At 41.0% G+C, this 18,261-nt stretch carries 13 protein-coding genes; 12 read left to right on the top strand and 1 reads right to left on the bottom strand.

Annotated features, from left to right (window positions below):
• Positions 1 to 11 precede the first annotated feature (11 nt).
• Complete coding sequence (locus EG365_RS06595; protein WP_000169602.1) at positions 12 to 344, top strand: hypothetical protein; 333 nt, start codon at positions 12 to 14, stop codon at positions 342 to 344.
• A gap of 2 nt (positions 345 to 346) precedes the next feature.
• The gene (locus EG365_RS06590; protein WP_002022249.1) at positions 347 to 1,171 is read left to right on the top strand and encodes a putative RNA methyltransferase; all 825 of its coding nucleotides are present in this window, start codon (positions 347 to 349) and stop codon (positions 1,169 to 1,171) included.
• A gap of 17 nt (positions 1,172 to 1,188) precedes the next feature.
• Here the strand turns inward: EG365_RS06590 and ponA are convergent, their stop codons facing one another.
• Entirely contained in the window at positions 1,189 to 3,744 is a 2,556-nt protein-coding gene (gene ponA / locus EG365_RS06585; RefSeq protein ID WP_000736667.1) for a penicillin-binding protein PBP1a, read from the bottom strand.
• 161 nt (positions 3,745 to 3,905) lie between these two features.
• Here ponA and EG365_RS06580 point away from each other — a divergent pair, with 161 nt between their 5' ends.
• From EG365_RS06580 to EG365_RS06535, 10 genes are all read left to right on the top strand, one after another.
• Positions 3,906 to 4,964, top strand: a complete 1,059-nt coding sequence (locus EG365_RS06580) for a pilus assembly protein PilM (RefSeq protein ID WP_004644147.1) — start codon at positions 3,906 to 3,908, stop codon at positions 4,962 to 4,964.
• On the top strand, positions 4,964 to 5,605 hold the full coding sequence (locus EG365_RS06575) for a PilN domain-containing protein (protein ID WP_000201227.1): 642 nt from the start codon (positions 4,964 to 4,966) through the stop codon (positions 5,603 to 5,605). The genes EG365_RS06580 and EG365_RS06575 overlap by 1 nt, the downstream gene beginning before the upstream one ends.
• A complete protein-coding gene (locus EG365_RS06570) occupies positions 5,602 to 6,342 on the top strand; it encodes a type 4a pilus biogenesis protein PilO (RefSeq protein ID WP_000076099.1) in 741 nt (246 codons plus the stop codon). The genes EG365_RS06575 and EG365_RS06570 overlap by 4 nt, the downstream gene beginning before the upstream one ends.
• Positions 6,343 to 6,352: 10 nt before the next feature.
• On the top strand, positions 6,353 to 6,880 hold the full coding sequence (locus EG365_RS06565; protein WP_000695065.1) for a pilus assembly protein PilP: 528 nt from the start codon (positions 6,353 to 6,355) through the stop codon (positions 6,878 to 6,880).
• 62 nt (positions 6,881 to 6,942) lie between these two features.
• Positions 6,943 to 9,108 (top strand): type IV pilus secretin PilQ family protein, encoded by a 2,166-nt coding sequence (gene pilQ / locus EG365_RS06560; RefSeq protein WP_001017033.1) that lies wholly within the window; start codon positions 6,943 to 6,945, stop codon positions 9,106 to 9,108.
• A gap of 11 nt (positions 9,109 to 9,119) precedes the next feature.
• Positions 9,120 to 9,689, top strand: coding sequence for a shikimate kinase AroK (gene aroK, locus EG365_RS06555; RefSeq protein WP_000643712.1), 570 nt, complete (start codon positions 9,120 to 9,122; stop codon positions 9,687 to 9,689).
• Between the two features lie 28 nt (positions 9,690 to 9,717).
• Entirely contained in the window at positions 9,718 to 10,800 is a 1,083-nt protein-coding gene (gene aroB, locus EG365_RS06550) for a 3-dehydroquinate synthase (protein WP_001193991.1), read from the top strand.
• A gap of 15 nt (positions 10,801 to 10,815) precedes the next feature.
• Positions 10,816 to 11,691 carry a hypothetical protein gene (locus tag EG365_RS06545; RefSeq protein WP_000218808.1) on the top strand — a complete coding sequence of 292 codons (876 nt, stop codon included), beginning with the start codon at positions 10,816 to 10,818 and terminating at the stop codon, positions 11,689 to 11,691.
• 460 nt (positions 11,692 to 12,151) lie between these two features.
• Positions 12,152 to 16,627 carry a glutamate synthase large subunit gene (gene gltB, locus EG365_RS06540; protein ID WP_001139953.1) on the top strand — a complete coding sequence of 1,492 codons (4,476 nt, stop codon included), beginning with the start codon at positions 12,152 to 12,154 and terminating at the stop codon, positions 16,625 to 16,627.
• A gap of 69 nt (positions 16,628 to 16,696) precedes the next feature.
• On the top strand, positions 16,697 to 18,118 hold the full coding sequence (locus tag EG365_RS06535; protein ID WP_000840834.1) for an FAD-dependent oxidoreductase: 1,422 nt from the start codon (positions 16,697 to 16,699) through the stop codon (positions 18,116 to 18,118).
• Positions 18,119 to 18,261: the final 143 nt, after the last annotated feature.

Raw genomic sequence — 18,261 nt, 5'->3', positions numbered from 1 at the left:
TGGAGAGGTAAATGACAAAAGTTGCTGGTCTAGACCAATTATCTGTAATTAATCAAAAAGTAGTTGGAGAGGGCGAAGTCTTACCTCAAGTTGTGCTTAAAGATGGAAGTCAGGTGCAAACGGGAACTGTCGCGACGATGCTGCATAATATTGAACTCTATAATGCGGGGCAAAGAGGGCAAATTGAAGAAGAGTTGAAGATCGCAATTCCAACTTTAGTTAAAGTGGGCTTATTTGATTTGTTTGAAGTAGATGAATGGATTAAGGGAACAAATGCAGGCCGTACATTTGTTGGAATGCACGCTAAGGCTTATTTACAACAAAAAGAACAAGAGAATAATTAAACGTGACTACGCAAAATTTAATGTGCCCTGTGTGTCGTCAACGACTTGAGCTGGTAAGCAAAACATGGCGATGTGAACAGGGGCATAGCTATGACATTGCAAAGCAAGGTTATGTGAACTTACATGTTGTACAGCACAAACATAGTAAAAATCCGGGAGATACTACTGAGTCCGTAGATGCGCGCCGTGCTTTTTTACAAGGTGGCTATTATCAACCTTTACAGCAAGCAGTAGTTCATTTGCTGAAACAGCTTAAAGCTAAAACGGTACTTGATATTGGCTGTGGTGAGGGCTATTACACCAGTGCAATGCAACAGGTCGTTGAACAGTGTATAGGTGTAGATATTGCAAAAAATGCAGTACAACGCGCAGCAAAGTTAAATGACAAAGTGACATGGGTGGTTGGTACAGGAGCAACTTTACCGGTCATCGATCAAAGCATGGATGTGTGTACGAGTCTTTTTAGCCCGATTCCCCAAACGGAAATTCTGCGTGTTTTAAAAGATGATAGTTATTTAATTGTTGTGACTCCGGCATCTGATCATTTGTATGCGATGCGTGAGGCATTGTTTGAACAGGTTAATCCTCACACACCACAGAAATTTGTTGAACAATTGCAAGATTTATTTGAGTTGAAAGAACAGCAGGTTATTGATGCTCCTTTAGTACTTGACCAGCAGGCTTTAAAAAATCTTATTGCTATGACTCCCTATGCTTATAAGGCATCTCCAGAACGTCGTATGCAATTAGAACAGAAAGCACACTTACAAGTGACCGCATCTTTTCAAATTTATCTTTTTCAAAAGCGTAATAAAAAAGCCATCTAACGATGGCTTTTTTATTTTTACTCAATTTGATTAATCAAGTTTTCTAATTCATCTTTTTCACGCTTCGGCGCTGCCCCTTGCGAAGGTTTCATCGCTGGAGGTGTTGTCTTGGAAGGAATCACAATTTCCTCACCCGGTAAGTCATCGAAGTCATTATTGGTGGTTTTAGGTTGTGGTGGTGCAGGACGATAGAGTGGGCGTGCTAATGGAGGGGCAGCACGATAGGTTTTCTTATCGCCTACTTCAGTTGTGACTTCTTGCTTATCGCGAGAAATAGGTGCCTGAGCATCTTTTTCTAAACGAACCCAAGCAGCTGGTGTACCTTGCAATGCTTGACCCATAAAGTTAATCCAGATTGGTAGTGCAGCAATACCACCATACTCACGGCGACCAAGTGTAGTCGGCTGGTCAAAACCAACCCATGTTACAGTTACTAACTTGCCATTAAAACCTGCAAACCATGCATCTTTTGCATCGTTAGTCGTACCTGTTTTACCTCCTAAATCACTACGGCCAATCTTGAGTGCAGCACGACCTGTACCATGCTCAATTACGTCACGTAAGATATTTGCCATGTCATAAGCAGAGCTTGATTTTAAAATGCGCTGAGCTTGACGATATTGACTGTTATTTTTGTCCGTCTGTTTAAGATTAAGTTGTTTGGTTGTCTTTTCTTTCTGCTCTAGCTCTTTATTTGTAACTTCAACAACTTGATCATCTGGAGTAGTTACCTGTGCATCGTCAGTTGTCTCAGGAGCGTTAATACATGGAATACATGCATATTCTGGTTTGGCTTCGTAAATGACTTTACCGTATGCATCTTCAATACGCTGAATAAAATGCGGTTGAACGCGGTAACCACCGTTTGCGAATGTTGCATATCCAGTTGCCATTTGAATTGGTAATACTTGAGGCGTACCTAAAGCAATGGTGTAGTTACGTGGAATTTGATCCTCTTGTAAACCAAAATCCATGAATAATTGGCGAGTACGTTCAATTCCTACAGTTTGTAAGAGCCTTACTGAAACCGTATTACGAGACAAATACAAAGCACGGCGTAACGGGATCATACCTAGGTAGCGACCATCAGAGTTCTTCGGTGTCCACTTGCCAATCGTAATAGGGCTATCATTCACCATACTATAAGGTGTCATGCCACGTTCTAATGCTAAAGCATAGAGGAATGGTTTGATGGTAGAACCTGGCTGACGCCAGCCTTGTAAAGCACGGTTAAATTTTGATTGATAGAAATTATAACCACCTACAATTGCTTCAATTGAGCCATCGTTTGGGTTAATTGCAATGAGCTGACCTTGAACTTTTGGTACTTGAACTAGTGACCACGCAGTTTTAGCTTCATTTGGGCGTAAACGAACAATATCTTTAACTTTAACAATTTGAGATGCACGAGAAGGCGCTGCCCCTACGCTATTTGCATTGCGATAGGGACGGGCCCATGACATGCCGGACCATTGCACGGTTACTGTTGAGCCATCTTGCATTAATGCTTCAAAAGAGCTGCTATTTACCTTGGTGACTTGCGCCGGATAAGTGTTGGCATATGCTCTAAATTCGCTTAATGGCTTATCATGTGCTTCTGCACCACGCCAGCCATGACGACGGTCATAAGCTTCAAGACCGTCCTGCACAGCTTTTTCCGCAATCGCTTGGCGTTTCGCATTAATTGTTGTGTAGACTTTATAACCAGAATCAATTGCTTGTTCACCAAAATGTTTTACAAGCTCTGAGCGGACCATTTCACCTGCGTAGGGGTGAATATTATTTAGGTCACGGTTGGGCATATTCAAATTGATTGGCTCTGCAACGGCCTTTTGATATTCTGCTTGAGAAATATAACCAAGTTGAAGCATTCGGCCTAAAATCCAGTTGCGACGTTCAAGTGCACGCTCAGGGTTAACAACTGGATTATATTTAGATGGTGCTTTAGGCAAGCCGGCAATCATGGCCATTTGGGCAATGCTGAGCTCATTAATGCTTTTGTTGTAGTAAATCTTTGCAGCCGCTGCGATACCGTAAGCGTTTTTACCTAAGAAAATCTTATTCACATAGAGGCTCAAGATGTCTTCTTTGGATAAGTTTTGCTCAATTTTTCGAGCCAAAAAGATTTCTGTTATTTTGCGTTTTAGTGTTCTTTCTGGACTTAAATAATAGTTCTTTGCGACCTGCATCGTGATGGTTGAACCACCAGTTTGTACATCAGAACCAGTTACACTTTCACTCAAAGCACGACCTAAACCTTTAAAACTAATGCCACTATGTTCAAAGAAAGAAGAATCTTCTGCTGCTAGAAATGCATGAATAAAATTAGGAGGAATTTGTTTGTATTCAACCGGAATAGAAAGTTTACCACCGTATTCAGCAATGAGTTGATTGTCGGCTGTATAGACTTGCAATGGTTTTAAAAGCGGTGCTTTTTTTAGTGAACTCATTTCCGGAAGCGTTGGGGCAATATAGAGATACATGCCATAGAATCCCATCGGAAGTGAGACTAAGATAATAATAATGATCAAAAAAATTGGACGCACGAAGCCCAAACTGGATAGCTTTTTCATGATAAGTAAGCTTTAATAAGATCGAATACAAACTAATTGTGGTCAGTATAGCCTTTAGACATGCGGATTGTTAGATGAGATATTGTATCCGTGTAAAAATAAAGACCGAGATTATTGGTTTGTAATTTTTTTTGGGGATAAAAAAATAATAGGACAATAGTGTGCTCAGGTTATATCGTAAACCTAATAAGGGGTTAATGGGTGTCGATATTAGTTCGACTTCTGTTAAGTTGTTAGAGCTCTCTGTCAAGAACGGTAAATATTGGGTAGAAAGCTATGCTTTGATGCCTTTACCCGAAAACAGTGTAGTTGAAAAAAATATCTTAAATCCAGAAGCAGTTGCAGAGGCTTTGGAACGGGCGATGAATTTAGCAAATCCCCAAACCACTCATGCTGCAATTGCTGTTCCGACATCGACGGTTATTCATAAAACTATCGAAATGGATGCAGATATGAGCGATGACGAACGCGAAGTTCAGATTCGTGTAGATGCGGAGCAGTATATACCGTTCCCTTTAGATGAGGTGAGCCTTGATTTTGAGGTTTTGCCGGATCGTCTTACGAATCCAAATCGTGTAAATGTGCTCTTGGTCGCCACAAGAACAGAAAACGTTGAAACACGCGTTGAAGTGCTTGAATTGGCAGATTTAAATCCTAAATTGGCTGATGTCGAAAGTTACGCGGTTGAGCGCGCTTTTAGCGTGTTTGCTGATAGCTTACCGATGGGTGCAAATACCATAGGGATTTTAGATATCGGCCATACCATGACGACATTATCTGTCATGCAAAATGGCAAGATTATTTATACACGAGAGCAGGTTTTCGGCGGAAAACAACTTACGCTTGAAATTCAAAGTCGTTATGGTTTGTCTTTAGAAGAAGCAAGCAGAGCGAAAAAAGATCGTTCTTTACCAGATGATTATGAAATTGAAGTGCTAGACCCATTTCTAGATGCGGTAGTTCAGCAGGCGGCCCGCTCACTACAATTTTTCTTTTCTTCATCCCAATTTAACGAAATAGACCATATTTTGCTCGCTGGTGGAAATGCGAATATTCCAGGCCTTGCCAAGCTTTTGCAGCAAAAATTAGGTTACCGTGTCACGATTGCCAACCCGTTTTTACAAATGGGCTTTTCTCCTCAAGTCGACGTTCAAAAAATTGAAAATGATGCTTCATCTTTAATGGTGGCATGTGGCTTGGCTTTAAGGAGTTTTGATTAATGGCAACAATTAATTTACTGCCTTGGCGCGAAGAGCTGAGGGAGCAACGAAAAAAACAATTTATAACGTTATGTTTTGGGGTGGTTGTTTTGGGGATTACAACCGTATTTGGGGGATGGTTTTATTTTGACCATAAATTAGATGATCAAGAGCAAGCGAATCAGCTCATTATGAGCACAAATCAGAACCTTGATCAGCAATTAAAAACATTAAACGGCTTACAGGAACAGCGTGATGCCATTATTGAACGCATGAAGTTGATTCAAGGTTTGCAGAGTCAACGTCCAGTAGTGGTAAGACTTGTTGATGAGTTAGTTCGAGTCACACCATCAGCTATGTATTTAACGAAATTTAGCCGAACCGGAGATAAGTTTACGATTGAAGGTAAAGCTGAAAGTCCAAATACAGTAGCCGAACTACTCCGTAATCTTGAAGCATCTCCTTGGTATCGTAATGCTTTTATGAACTCTTTCTTGGCTAATGAAGAGAAAAAAGATAAGGCTGCAAGTTCTCTTCTCCCTAGGGTGGAAGACCACTATGGTAGTTTTGTTGTGACTGTCGATTTGGGGGAAATGGGCGTGACCACAACGGATGATTCTGCTAAGCCATCTACAGGTGAAAGTGTGGGGGCTGCTAAATGAGTCAAGACGAACTTCAAGAATTGTCATTAGAACAATTATCTGCAAAGAAAAAGAAATTTAATCTCGATAAATTCCTTCAGCAATTTAATACGCTGGATATGAACAACTACGGTAGTTGGCCAATATCTGTAAAAATTACGTGTTGGATTTTTATTTTCTTTGCTGTGTTAGCTTTGGGGTATTTCATTGTTATTCAACCGAAATTACAAGCTATTGATAATGCTCAAGCTCAGGAAAGCAATTTATTAAACGAATTTCGTGAAAAAGACTCGAAATTACGTAACCTGCAACAGTATCAGGTGCAACTTCAAGAGATGCAGGCAAATTTCAACCAGCAACTAGAGCAGTTACCAAAAGAAACTGAGATTCCGAGTTTAGTTGAAGATATCAACTTAACAGGAGTGAACTCTGGATTGAAATTTAAAAATATTCGCTTGGAAGATGAAGTAAAGCAGGAAATTTTTATTGAGCAACCAATTGCCATAGAAGCGACCGGGGACTATCACGCATTTGGAGCTTTTGTAAGTAGTATCGCTGCTTTGCCTCGTATTGTAACCATTCACGATTTTACTGTTGATGTATCGCCAGCTAAAGATAACAAGTCTGATATTCCTGTGCTGAACTATTCCATTAAAGCAAAAACATACCGATACGTAGGGGCAACAGATACATCGGAGCAAACAGGCAAAGCTCCAGCAGCATCTGCTTCAACGAACACTACTGTTCAGCCGAAATAGGAGAGTTATGATGAAAATTAAGCAAATTACTCTTTATGTTTTGGCGTGTGCTGTGCTTGTCGGTTGTGATTCAAGAATTGATGCAGTAAATCAGGAAATGGCCAATATTCGTAATCAGCCGCCACTCCCTATTGAACCAGCACCGATTTTTACTCCTGTACCACAATTTAATTACGCTGCTCATCAATTAAAAAGCCCATTTATGCCAAGTTCTCTAGCTGCCGAGCTCAAGATTATGGCGGGCAAACGGGTTTATCCGAATTTCTCACGTGCGCCGCAACCACTCGAAAGTTATGCACTTGAAGCTTTAAATATGAAAGGGAGCATGCGTAATAATCGAGGGCAGATATTGGCCCTGATCCAGACACCGGATCAGCAGATTGAACGGGTACAAGTGGGTAACTATATGGGCATGAATCAGGGCCGTATTACCCATATTAGTCCAACCCAGATTGATCTGGTTGAAATCGTACCGGATGGTCGAGAAGGCTATGTCGAAAGACCGAGAACCTTGGTCTTGATTGGGCCTGCACCCTAAAATTTAGGGAATAACAACGAAAAAATATTTTTAAAGATTATTTAATTGGGGATGGTCAGACAATGAATCACGTATTCCGTCAGTTTTCTATGGGGGCTGTAGCTATTGCGATTATGCAGGCTGCATCTGCACAGGTCAGCATGACCAACATTGTACCAATGCAAATTGCAGGTCAGGGCACAGAAATTAGAGTCATGTTTAATGGCTTGCCACCACAACCACAAGCTTACCAACTTGAAAATCCTTCACGTTTAATCCTTGATTTTGATAAGGCACAGCAAGGTTTAAAACAGTCTAAAATTAGTGTTGCAACTAATGAGGCTAGTTCTGTAGATGTTACTTCAGATGACCAGCGTTCACGTTTAACTGTAAACCTAAAAGATGCTGGAGCATTTACAACACGAGTAGAAGGTAATACCTTTATTTTAAAAATTAATTCTGCTCAAACAAGTAATAAGCCGCTACCTGTGGTCTCAGCACAACCACAAGGTGTTTCAAATATTGGCTTTCAACGTGGTAGTCAGGGAGAAGGTCTGGTTGTTGTAGATCTTTTAGGAAGTAATACGCCTGTAGATGTTCAGCAGCAGGGTAGTAAAGTCGTTATAAGAACAATAGGTACAAAAATCCCGACACATTTAGCACGTCGCTTAAATGTAAATGATTTTGCAACACCGGTTTCAAGTATCGATGCTTATAATGATAAAGGGGTTGGTGTAATAACTATCCAGTCCTCTGGTAGCTATGAATATATGGCCTATCAGGCAGAGAATAAGCTCACGATCAGTTTGAAACGTCCCCAAGATAAAAATGTTACCTCTTTATATAAAACGCCGAATTATTCGGGAAATAAACTTTCATTAGACTTCCAAGATATTGAAGTACGTCGTGTGTTGCAATTGCTTGCTGATTTTACAGGCATCAATATGGTAGCTGCCGATAGTGTACAAGGTAATATCACACTACGTTTAAAAGATGTACCTTGGGATCAGGCGCTTGATATTATTTTAAAAACTAAAAATCTTGATAAACGCCGTAACGGCAATGTGATTTGGATTGCTCCAGTTGCAGAATTGATTAAAGCGGAAGAAGAAGAAGCGAAAGCTGTTGCACAAAGTGTCAAACTTGCACCCTTACAGACTGAGTATATTCAACTGAAGTATGCTAAAGCTGGCGATATTATGGGTCTCATTACACAAGGCTCAAATAATAGTAATGGCTTACAGCATACTTCTGGTGGAGGGACCTCAACTTCAACCAATTTAAATACTGGAGTTGATAGTCTAGGCAATAATGTGGGGAGTTTGCTTAGCCCACGTGGCACTATTACCCAAGATGACCGAACTAATACTCTTATTATTAATGATACTGCTCAGTCAATTGATCAAATTCGTAAAATGATTGACCTACTTGATGTGCAAGTTAAACAAGTTATGGTTGAAGCACGTATTGTGAGAGCCTCTACATCATTTACCAAAGAACTTGGTGTGAAGTGGGGCATTCTGTCGCAAGGTATTACCAATAATAACAATTTGCTGGTTGGCGGTAGTGAAACAACTTTATGGAATTTACGCGAACCTAAAAAAGATGAAACTACAGGTGGGTATAAATATACGATTGAGCGCCCAGATAACTTAAACGTGGATTTAGGGGTTTCTAATCCTGCAGGAAGTATTGCTTTTGGCTTGATTAGTATGTCTGACTTTATGTTAGATCTTGAATTGTCTGCTTTACAAGCGGATGGTTATGGTGAGGTTATTTCTACCCCTAAAGTCATGACTGCCGATAAACAAACAGCAAAAGTTGCAACTGGTCAACAAGTTCCATATCAATCTACAACTAACTCTGCGGCAGGTTCAACTGCTACAACATCTTTTAAAGATGCTTTGCTGAGTTTAAATGTGACACCAAGTATTACACCTGATGGCAAGATTCAAATGAAGTTGGATATTTCTAAGGATTCTGTAGCGGGTGCGGCTCCAAATGGAGAGTTGATTTTAAATAAAAATAATATCAACACCAATGTATTGGTAGATAATGGCGAAACTGTCATTTTGGGTGGTGTTTTTGAGCAAACGACTATGAATTCACAAACCAAAGTTCCTTTCTTTGGTGATATTCCTGTTGTTGGGCGTTTATTTAGAAAAGATGTAAAGTCTGATGATAAACAAGAGTTGCTGATTTTCGTTACACCACGAATTGTTAATGACACTTTAGCGAGAAATCATTAATATATTTTTTAATGAAAGCAATTGAAATAGGTGGCGCCTTGCCAAGCAAAGCGTTTGAAACCCTACCAAATATTTATTTGGTAGGGCCCATGGGGGCAGGAAAAACAACCGTTGGACGTCATTTAGCAGAACTATTAGGGCGTGAATTTTTAGATAGTGATCATGAAATTGAGCGCAAGACAGGGGCTACTATTCCCTGGATTTTTGAAAAAGAAGGAGAAGTCGGCTTCCGTACGCGTGAAACTGTCGTTTTAAATGAGCTTACTTCACGTAAGGCATTAGTGCTTGCCACAGGTGGCGGTGCTATTACTCAGGCGCCTAATCGGGAGTTTTTAAAGCAACGTGGAATCGTTGTTTATCTATATACTCCTGTCGAATTACAACTACAAAGAACCTATCGCGATAAAAATAGACCTTTATTACAAGTTGAAAATCCTGAACAAAAATTGCGGGATTTATTAAAGATCAGAGATCCTCTGTATCGTGAAGTTGCACACTATACGATTGAAACGAATCAAGGTGCTGCACGTGATCTTGCCCAAAAGATTTTGCAACTTATTCTATCGAACAAGTTAAAATAGACGAACTGACTAGTGGTTTTATAAATTCATGCAAACTTTACATGTTGAATTAGGCGAACGCCGTTATCCTATTTTCATTGGTAGCCAACTTGACCCGGAACAATTACTAGAGCCTTATATTCATGGTCAACAGGTCATGATTGTGAGTAATGTTACGGTTGCGCCTTTATATTTAAGCCACTATCAGGAAGCTTTGGAAAGTCTAGGTAAAACGGTTGCGACCTGTATTTTACCTGATGGCGAAAAGTATAAAGATATTCAGCATTTAAACTTAATTTTTGATGCATTGCTTGAAGTTGGTTTTAACCGCGATTGTACGGTTTTAGCTTTAGGTGGTGGCGTCATTGGTGATATGGCTGGTTTTGCTTCTGCTTGTTTCCAACGTGGCGTTTACTTTGTACAGGTTCCTACGACCTTACTTTCACAAGTAGACTCAAGTGTTGGTGGAAAAACAGGAATTAATCATCCGCTTGGCAAGAATATGTTAGGTGCTTTTCAGCAACCACAAGTCGTTTTAGCTGACATGGCACAATTGAATACGCTGCCAGAACGTGAGCTTTCGGCCGGTTTAGCCGAAGTAATTAAATATGCACTTTTAGGTGATGAAGATTTCCTGGTTTGGCTTGAAGAAAATATGGATGGCCTGGTTGCAAGAGATGCTGACCTTTTAGCAGAGGCTGTTTATCGTTCATGTGCTCACAAAGCCCGCATTGTTGCCAATGATGAGAAAGAGCAAGGGGAACGTGCTTTACTTAACTTAGGCCATACTTTTGGCCATGCGATTGAGTCGTATCTAGGTTATGGGACTTGGTTGCATGGTGAAGCTGTCGCAACTGGAATGGTGATGGCGGCAGATTTATCACAACGTTTGGGTTGGATCTCAAATGAAGATGTGGCACGTACAAAAAAAATCATTCAACGTGCGAATTTGCCGATATCATGTCCACAAATTCCATTGGATGATTTCCTTGGATATATGGCTCATGACAAAAAAGTTCTTAATGGGCAATTACGTTTGGTGTTGTTAAAACAACTCGGACAAGCTGTAATTACTAAGGACTTTGATGTTGAACTTATGAAACAAGCTATTTTGGCGAATCAACACGGATAACAAATAAGGTAAAGCATGACTGTATCACGTACACTTTGGCAGAATGTTCAACAATATATCTGGTTGGTTGGTGGTATTGTCTGCTTATTCCTTGCTTTTATTTTTTGGGTCATAACCGATAATAAAAAACTGGTTGAGGTTGAAAAGTCGGCTGATTCCGATGCACCCGTACAAATTCAGCCAGAGAAAGTTGCAACCACTCCTAACTTAGGTGCTTTAGCTGACGAGGTTCGTCCACTGGATTTAACAACACGAACTGTGGCGTCAGGTGAACATGAGCCTGAGTTTCGTGGTACAAAATTTATTAATGAAAATAAAAAACAATGGACGCTTGAGTTATTCAGAGCTTCTGATGAAGACATCATTAAAAACTTTTTAAAAAGTCGTACTGATCGTAATAAGTTTATTTATTTCCGCTTAAGCGGAGAACAACAAGCAGAGCAGTATGTGTTGGCTTACGGAACATTCAAACGTTCAGAAGATGCGGTTCAGCAATTAACACAGATTAATTTGCAGTTACCTGATTCAGTTAAACCTCAGCCACAGCAGTTCTCAAGTTATGCCCCACTGGTAAATGATTTGGGGGCAGATGAGATGAAAGGTGGCAATAATCAGTTATATGAAGTTAGATTGCGTCCAGCGGCTTTGCCTAGAATTGATGAATCTTTATTAATGTCAGCTCCAGCGAGTAGTACCCTAAACACTCAGCCAAAACCTACTAGTACTAACTCGGCTACAAAAACTACTATTGTGCGTCGTGATGCGGCAGGAAATGTGGTTGATGTACAACAATCGAATTCTAATATTGATCAGCCAAATAAACCTGCGCAGACACGGGTTAATGAGAATCAACCCAAAAATGCTACAAATGAGGGCACAAGAGGGAACTAAATCACCTTAAGTTGTGCTCTAAAATAGTGCAAATATAAGGTGTATTAATATTTTTTGACCAGATGTGGTGCATATTTAGTCATTTTTTAACATGATAACGTGAATAAAATAATTATATTTATAATAAATATAAAGATTTAGGCCTATTTTTCTATTTTGGCACACTTTTTGCTTTATTGTTGTGCTTATTAATGTGCTGCAAACTATTTTAGCCTCTAAGAAGTGAATTCTATGCAGAGTCGTGGGGTCGAACTGCTTTAAAAGAGTGCGAAATAAGTCAAAACATTTTTCTAGCAAAAACCAGTGTACGTAAAAATGGAACAGCGTATATTGGCTTATCCGCCCAAAATTTTTTTTTGCGAAACATTGAGCTAACTATCGTCCATAGGCACTATCGCAAAAAGAAGTTGTTTGTTTGACGCTCGAAAGAGCCTTATTGAAAGAAGGGTACGCTATGCACATGCCATCGCCTAATACTGTAGCTCCCGCTCAAGGTTTATATCAGCCTGATGAGTTTAAGGATAACTGTGGTTTTGGACTGATTGCCCATATGAAGGGTGAATCAAGTCATCATCTAGTAGAAACCGCGATTCACAGTTTAAGTTGCATGACGCACCGTGGTGGTATTGCCGCAGATGGCAAGACGGGAGATGGTTGCGGCTTATTATTGGCGATGCCAAAGCAATTTTTCCGTGATGAAGCAAAAAAACTGAGTGATATTACACTGAGTGAAATTTTTGCTGTAGGTACGGTATTTTTAAATATTGATCCAGCATTAGCACAGCACTCTAAAAATATTTTAACGAAAGAAATTGAGTCAGAAGGTTTACGTGTACTTGCTTGGCGTATCGTTCCAACAAACAACGATGCATTGGGTGAAATCGCGCTTCAATCTTTACCTGTTTTTGAGCAAGTCATCGTGAACTGTCCAATGGGCGTAACTGAGGTTGAATTTAACCGTAAGTTATTCTTGGCGCGTCGCCGTGCGGAACAACAACTCCAAAATGATCCGTTATTTTACGTGACTACGCTTTGCTCGACAGTTATTAGCTATAAAGGCCTAATGATGCCTGCGGCGATTGCCGAGTTTTATACAGACTTGGCAGATGAGCGTTTAAAATCACATATCGTGGTATTCCACCAACGTTTCTCTACAAATACATTACCGCGTTGGCCATTAGCTCAACCATTCCGTTATCTTGCGCATAATGGTGAAATCAACACAATTACAGCAAACCGTAACTGGGCATTAGCGCGTACTCCTAAATTTGAAAACCCATTATTGCCAGGTTTGACCGAGCTTAACCCGATTGTAAACCGTACAGGTTCGGACTCTTCAAGTTTAGATAATATGCTTGAGATTCTGGTGGGCGGCGGTATGGATTTATTCCGTGCTTTACGTATGCTCGTGCCACCAGCTTGGCAGAACGTTGAAACTTTAGATGCAGACTTGCGTGCATTCTATGAGTTCAACTCTAAACATATGGAAGCTTGGGATGGTCCGGCAGGCCTCGTTATTCAAGATGGTCGTCATGCGATTTGTATGCTTGACCGTAATGGTTTACGTCCTGCGCGTTGGGTTATTACCAAAAATGATTACATTACCTTGGCATCTGAAATTGGTGTTTGGGGCTATGAGCCAGAAGATGTAGTATCAAAAGGTCGTGTAGGTCCTGGTCAAATCTTGGTTGTAGACACCCTTACAGGTAAAGTGCTTGATACTAAAGATGTTAGCAATCATTTGAAAAACATGCGTCCGTACCGTGAGTGGTTACGTGACCATGCAATTCGCTTAAATGCAAACCCGGAACTTGAAGAACAACTTGTTGATAAAGGTTTAACTGGCGATGCATTAAAAGCGGCTCAAAAAATGTTTATGGTGACATTTGAAGAGCGCGATCAGTTGTTACGTCCAATCGCTGAGAGCGGCCAGGAAGCTGTTGGTTCTATGGGTGACGATACACCAATGGCTGTATTGTCTCGTCAAGTACGTCATGTGACCGATTACTTCCGTCAACAGTTTGCACAGGTGACAAACCCGCCAATCGACCCATTACGTGAGTCAATTGTTATGTCACTTGAAACCTGTTTGGGCCGTGAGCAGAACGTATTCGAACAAGGTCCTGAGCATGCTGATCGTATCATCATCTCTAGCCCGGTTTTATCAAATTCAAAAATGCAGCAAATTCGTAGCATTGAACGTGCAGGTTATGAGGCGGTTGATATTGATCTGAACTATGCTGAAACCGAAGGTTTACAAGCTGCGATTACTCGTATTTGTGAAGAATCTGCACAAGCTGTTCGTGATGGTAAGACCTTAATTGTTTTAACTGATAAAAACATTCGTCAAGGTTATTTACCTGCAAATGCTGCGCTTGCAACAGGTGCGGTACACCATCACCTCATAAAAACTGGTTTGCGTACTGATGCAAACATTATGGTTGAAACCGGTTTTGCACGTGATCCACATCAATTTGCGGTGTTACTCGGTTTTGGTGCTACTGCCATTTACCCATACCTTGCATATGATGTAATCAATGATTTGATTGCTAAAGGTGAGCTTTTAGGTGATCCAATCCATGCACAGGCAAACTTCCGTAAAGGTATCGAGAAAGGCTTATTAAAAGTTCTTTCAAAGATGGGTATCTCGACAGTAGCTTCTTACCGTGGTGGTCAGTTATTTGAAGCAGTTGGTTTATCTTCTGAAGTTGTAGATCAATGTTTCTTAGGTGTTCCTAGTCGTATCCAAGGTGCAACATTTGTTGATCTTGAAAATGACCAGAAAAAGTTAGCGGCTACAGCTTGGTCTAACCGTAAACCAATTGATCAAGGTGGTTTGCTGAAATTCGTATTTGGTAAAGAATACCACGCGTTTAACCCAGACGTGATTAACTCGCTACATAAGGCAGTTCGTTCTGGCAAATACGAAGACTTTAAAGAATATGCCGAGTTAGTGAATAACCGTCCGATCGCGACTATTCGTGACCTGTTTAAGTTAAAAACAACCAATCCAATTCCGGTTGAGCAAGTTGAATCGGTTGAAGCTATCTTGCCTCGTTTCGACTCGGCAGGGATGTCTTTAGGTGCACTTTCTCCAGAAGCCCATGAAGCAATTGCAATTGCCATGAATACCATTGGTGGTCGTTCAAACTCTGGTGAGGGTGGTGAAGATCCTGCGCGTTACGGCACAATTCGTAACTCGAAAATCAAGCAAATTGCATCTGGACGTTTTGGTGTAACACCTGCATATTTAACTTCTGCTGAAGTCTTGCAAATTAAAGTTGCTCAAGGTGCAAAACCGGGTGAAGGTGGTCAGTTGCCAGGTGGTAAAGTGAATGGCTTGATTGCACGTTTACGTTACTCTGTTCCGGGTGTGACACTTATTTCACCTCCGCCGCATCATGACATTTACTCAATTGAAGATTTGTCGCAACTGATTTTTGACTTGAAACAAGTTAACCCGAAAGCAATGGTATCTGTGAAGTTAGTATCTGAGCCGGGTGTAGGTACGATTGCTGCAGGTGTTGCTAAAGCATATGCAGACTTTATTACCATTTCAGGTTATGACGGTGGTACTGCTGCGTCTCCGCTTTCATCAATTCACCATGCAGGTTCGCCATGGGAGCTTGGCTTGAGTGAAGCGCATCAGGCACTTCGTGTAAATGACTTGCGTGGCAAAGTACGTGTACAAACTGACGGTGGTTTAAAGACTGGTCTTGATGTTATTAAGGCGGCTATTTTAGGTGCTGAAAGTTTCGGTTTTGGTTCTACACCAATGATCGCATTAGGTTGTAAATACCTACGTATTTGCCACTTAAACAACTGTGCGACCGGTGTTGCGACTCAACAAGATCATTTACGTCAAGAGCACTATATTGGCGAACCACAAATGCTCATTAATTTCTTCCACTTTATTGCAGAAGAAACGCGTGAATGGTTGGCAGCTCTTGGTGTAGCTTCACTTAAAGACTTGATTGGCCGTGTAGATTTACTTGAAGTCTTACCGGGTGAAACAGAGAAACATGCTCATCTTGATTTAAGTGCATTATTAACTTCTCATCCTGCTGCTGAAGGTAAAGCACAGTATTGTGAAGTAGAAGGTAATGCACCGTTTGACAAGGGCGTATTGGCTGAAAGAATGGTCGAAGAAATGCTTCCTGCAATCGAGTCAAGCGCTGGTGGTCAATTCAATTTTAATGTCGTGAACTGTGACCGTTCAATTGGTGCACGTGTATCGGGTGAGATTGCTCGTCGCTATGGCAACTTGGGTATGGAAGCACATCCGGTTGTAATGAACCTAACAGGTACTGCTGGTCAGTCACTTGGTGTTTGGAATGCTGGTGGTTTGCACATCCGTCTTGAAGGTGATGCAAATGACTATGTAGGTAAAGGTATGGCTGGTGGTCGTATTTCGATCTTCCCACCAAAAGGTTCACCTTTCCAAACACAAAATACAGCAATTATTGGTAATACTTGTTTGTATGGCGCAACTGGCGGTAAGTTATTTGCTGCAGGTACAGCAGGTGAGCGTTTCGCGGTTCGTAACTCTGGTGCGTTTGCTGTTATTGAAGGTGCAGGTGACCACTGCTGTGAATATATGACTGGTGGTGTTGTGACTGTGCTTGGAAAAGTGGGTCATAACTTTGGTGCAGGTATGACAGGCGGTTTTGCTTACGTGCTTGACCTCGATAATGACTTTGTAGATTACTACAACCACGAGTTAATTGACTTAACCCGTATTTCAACAGAATCTATGGAAGATCATAAAGAATTCTTATTGCGTATTATTGACGAGCACATCAAGGAAACAGGTAGTGCTTGGGCTTATAAAATCCGCAATGAGTTCGATTTCTACAGCCGTAAATTCTGGCTTGTGAAACCTAAAGCTGCTAACTTGCAAACGCTTTTGAAAACAACACAAGCTGACCCACAATAATTCCACGACTGCAAAGACATAGGCAGGTGCGGGCAACAAGGAAATCCGCGCCTACCCACGGAGAGAGACATGGCAGAGCGCCTAAATAATGACTTTCAATTTCTGGATGTACCACGTCAAGATCCAGAGAAAAAAGATATTACTGTCCGCAAAGCAGAGTTTGTGGAAATTTATAAACCTTTTACTTCGGAAACTGTAACCAATCAGACGCACCGTTGTTTAGGTTGTGGTAACCCATATTGCGAATGGAAATGTCCTGTACATAACTACATTCCAAACTGGCTAAAACTCATTGCTGAAGGCCAAATTTTCCAGGCTGCTGAGCTTTGCCATCAAACAAATACTTTACCTGAGGTATGTGGTCGTGTATGTCCGCAGGACCGTTTGTGTGAAGGTGCTTGTACCTTAAATGATGGCTTTGGTGCAGTAACTATTGGTAATGCTGAAAAATATATCAATGACACGGCTTTTGCTTTGGGTTGGCGCCCAGATATGTCACATGTGAAGTGGACAGGTAAAAAAGTTGCAATCATTGGTGCAGGTCCAGCAGGCCTAGGCTGTGCCGACATTTTAGCTCGTGGCGGTGTTAAACCGGTGGTATTTGACAAGCGTCCTGAAATTGGTGGCTTACTAACATTTGGTATTCCAGAATTCAAAATGGAAAAAGATGTGATGAAGCGCCGCCGTGAAATTTTCACTGGCATGGGCATTGAATTCCGCTTAAATACTGAAATTGGTAAAGATGTCACGATTGATGAATTACTTGCTGAATATGATGCAGTATTCATGGGGATGGGAACTTATACCTACATGAAAGGTGGTTTCCCAGGTGAAGACCTTGACGGTGTTTATGATGCGCTTGATTTCTTAATCTCTAACGTGAACCGTTGTCAGGGATGGGAAAAGGACCCAAGTGAATACATTAGCATGGATGGTAAGAAAGTTATTGTTCTTGGTGGTGGTGATACTGCAATGGACTGTAACCGTACTTCATTACGTCAAGGTGCCCACGACGTAACATGTGCATACCGCCGTGATGAAAGTAATATGCCGGGTTCTGCACGTGAAGTAAAAAATGCGTATGAAGAAGGCGTAAAGTTCTTATTTAACCGTCAACCAATCGAGATTGTTGGCGAAAATGGTAAGGTAACAGGCGTAAAAGTGGTAACGACACAAATGGGTGAACCAGATAGTCGTGGTCGCCGTAGCCCTGAGCCAATTCCGGGTTCTGAAGAAGTTTTACCAGCTGATGCAGTTTTGCTAGCGTTCGGTTTCCGTCCAAGCCCTGCTGACTGGTTTGGTAGTGTGAATATTAATCTTGATGGTTCTGGTCGTGTTGTTGCACCTGAACAGCAGGAATTTAAATTCCAGACTTCAAACCCAAAAATCTTTGCTGGTGGTGATATGGTACGTGGTTCAGACCTTGTAGTTACAGCAATCTGGGAAGGTCGCCAAGCTGCTGAAGGTATTTTAGATTACCTTGGTGTTTAATCTAAAAAATCATTATTAAAGTTTTTGATAAAGCCTGCGATATGCAGGCTTTATTTTTTTTACCATTAGTCAGTTTGATGCTTTTGGCAAATACAATAAGCTTTTTTGCCCTGTTTAGCCCCTTAGTCGCAAGAGATACTCAA

The organism is Acinetobacter sp. FDAARGOS_494, from assembly GCF_003812225.1.
Lineage (GTDB): Bacteria > Pseudomonadota > Gammaproteobacteria > Pseudomonadales > Moraxellaceae > Acinetobacter > Acinetobacter baumannii.
Note: the sequence above shows the minus strand (reverse complement) of the source record. Positions and strands in the feature narration are given on the sequence as shown.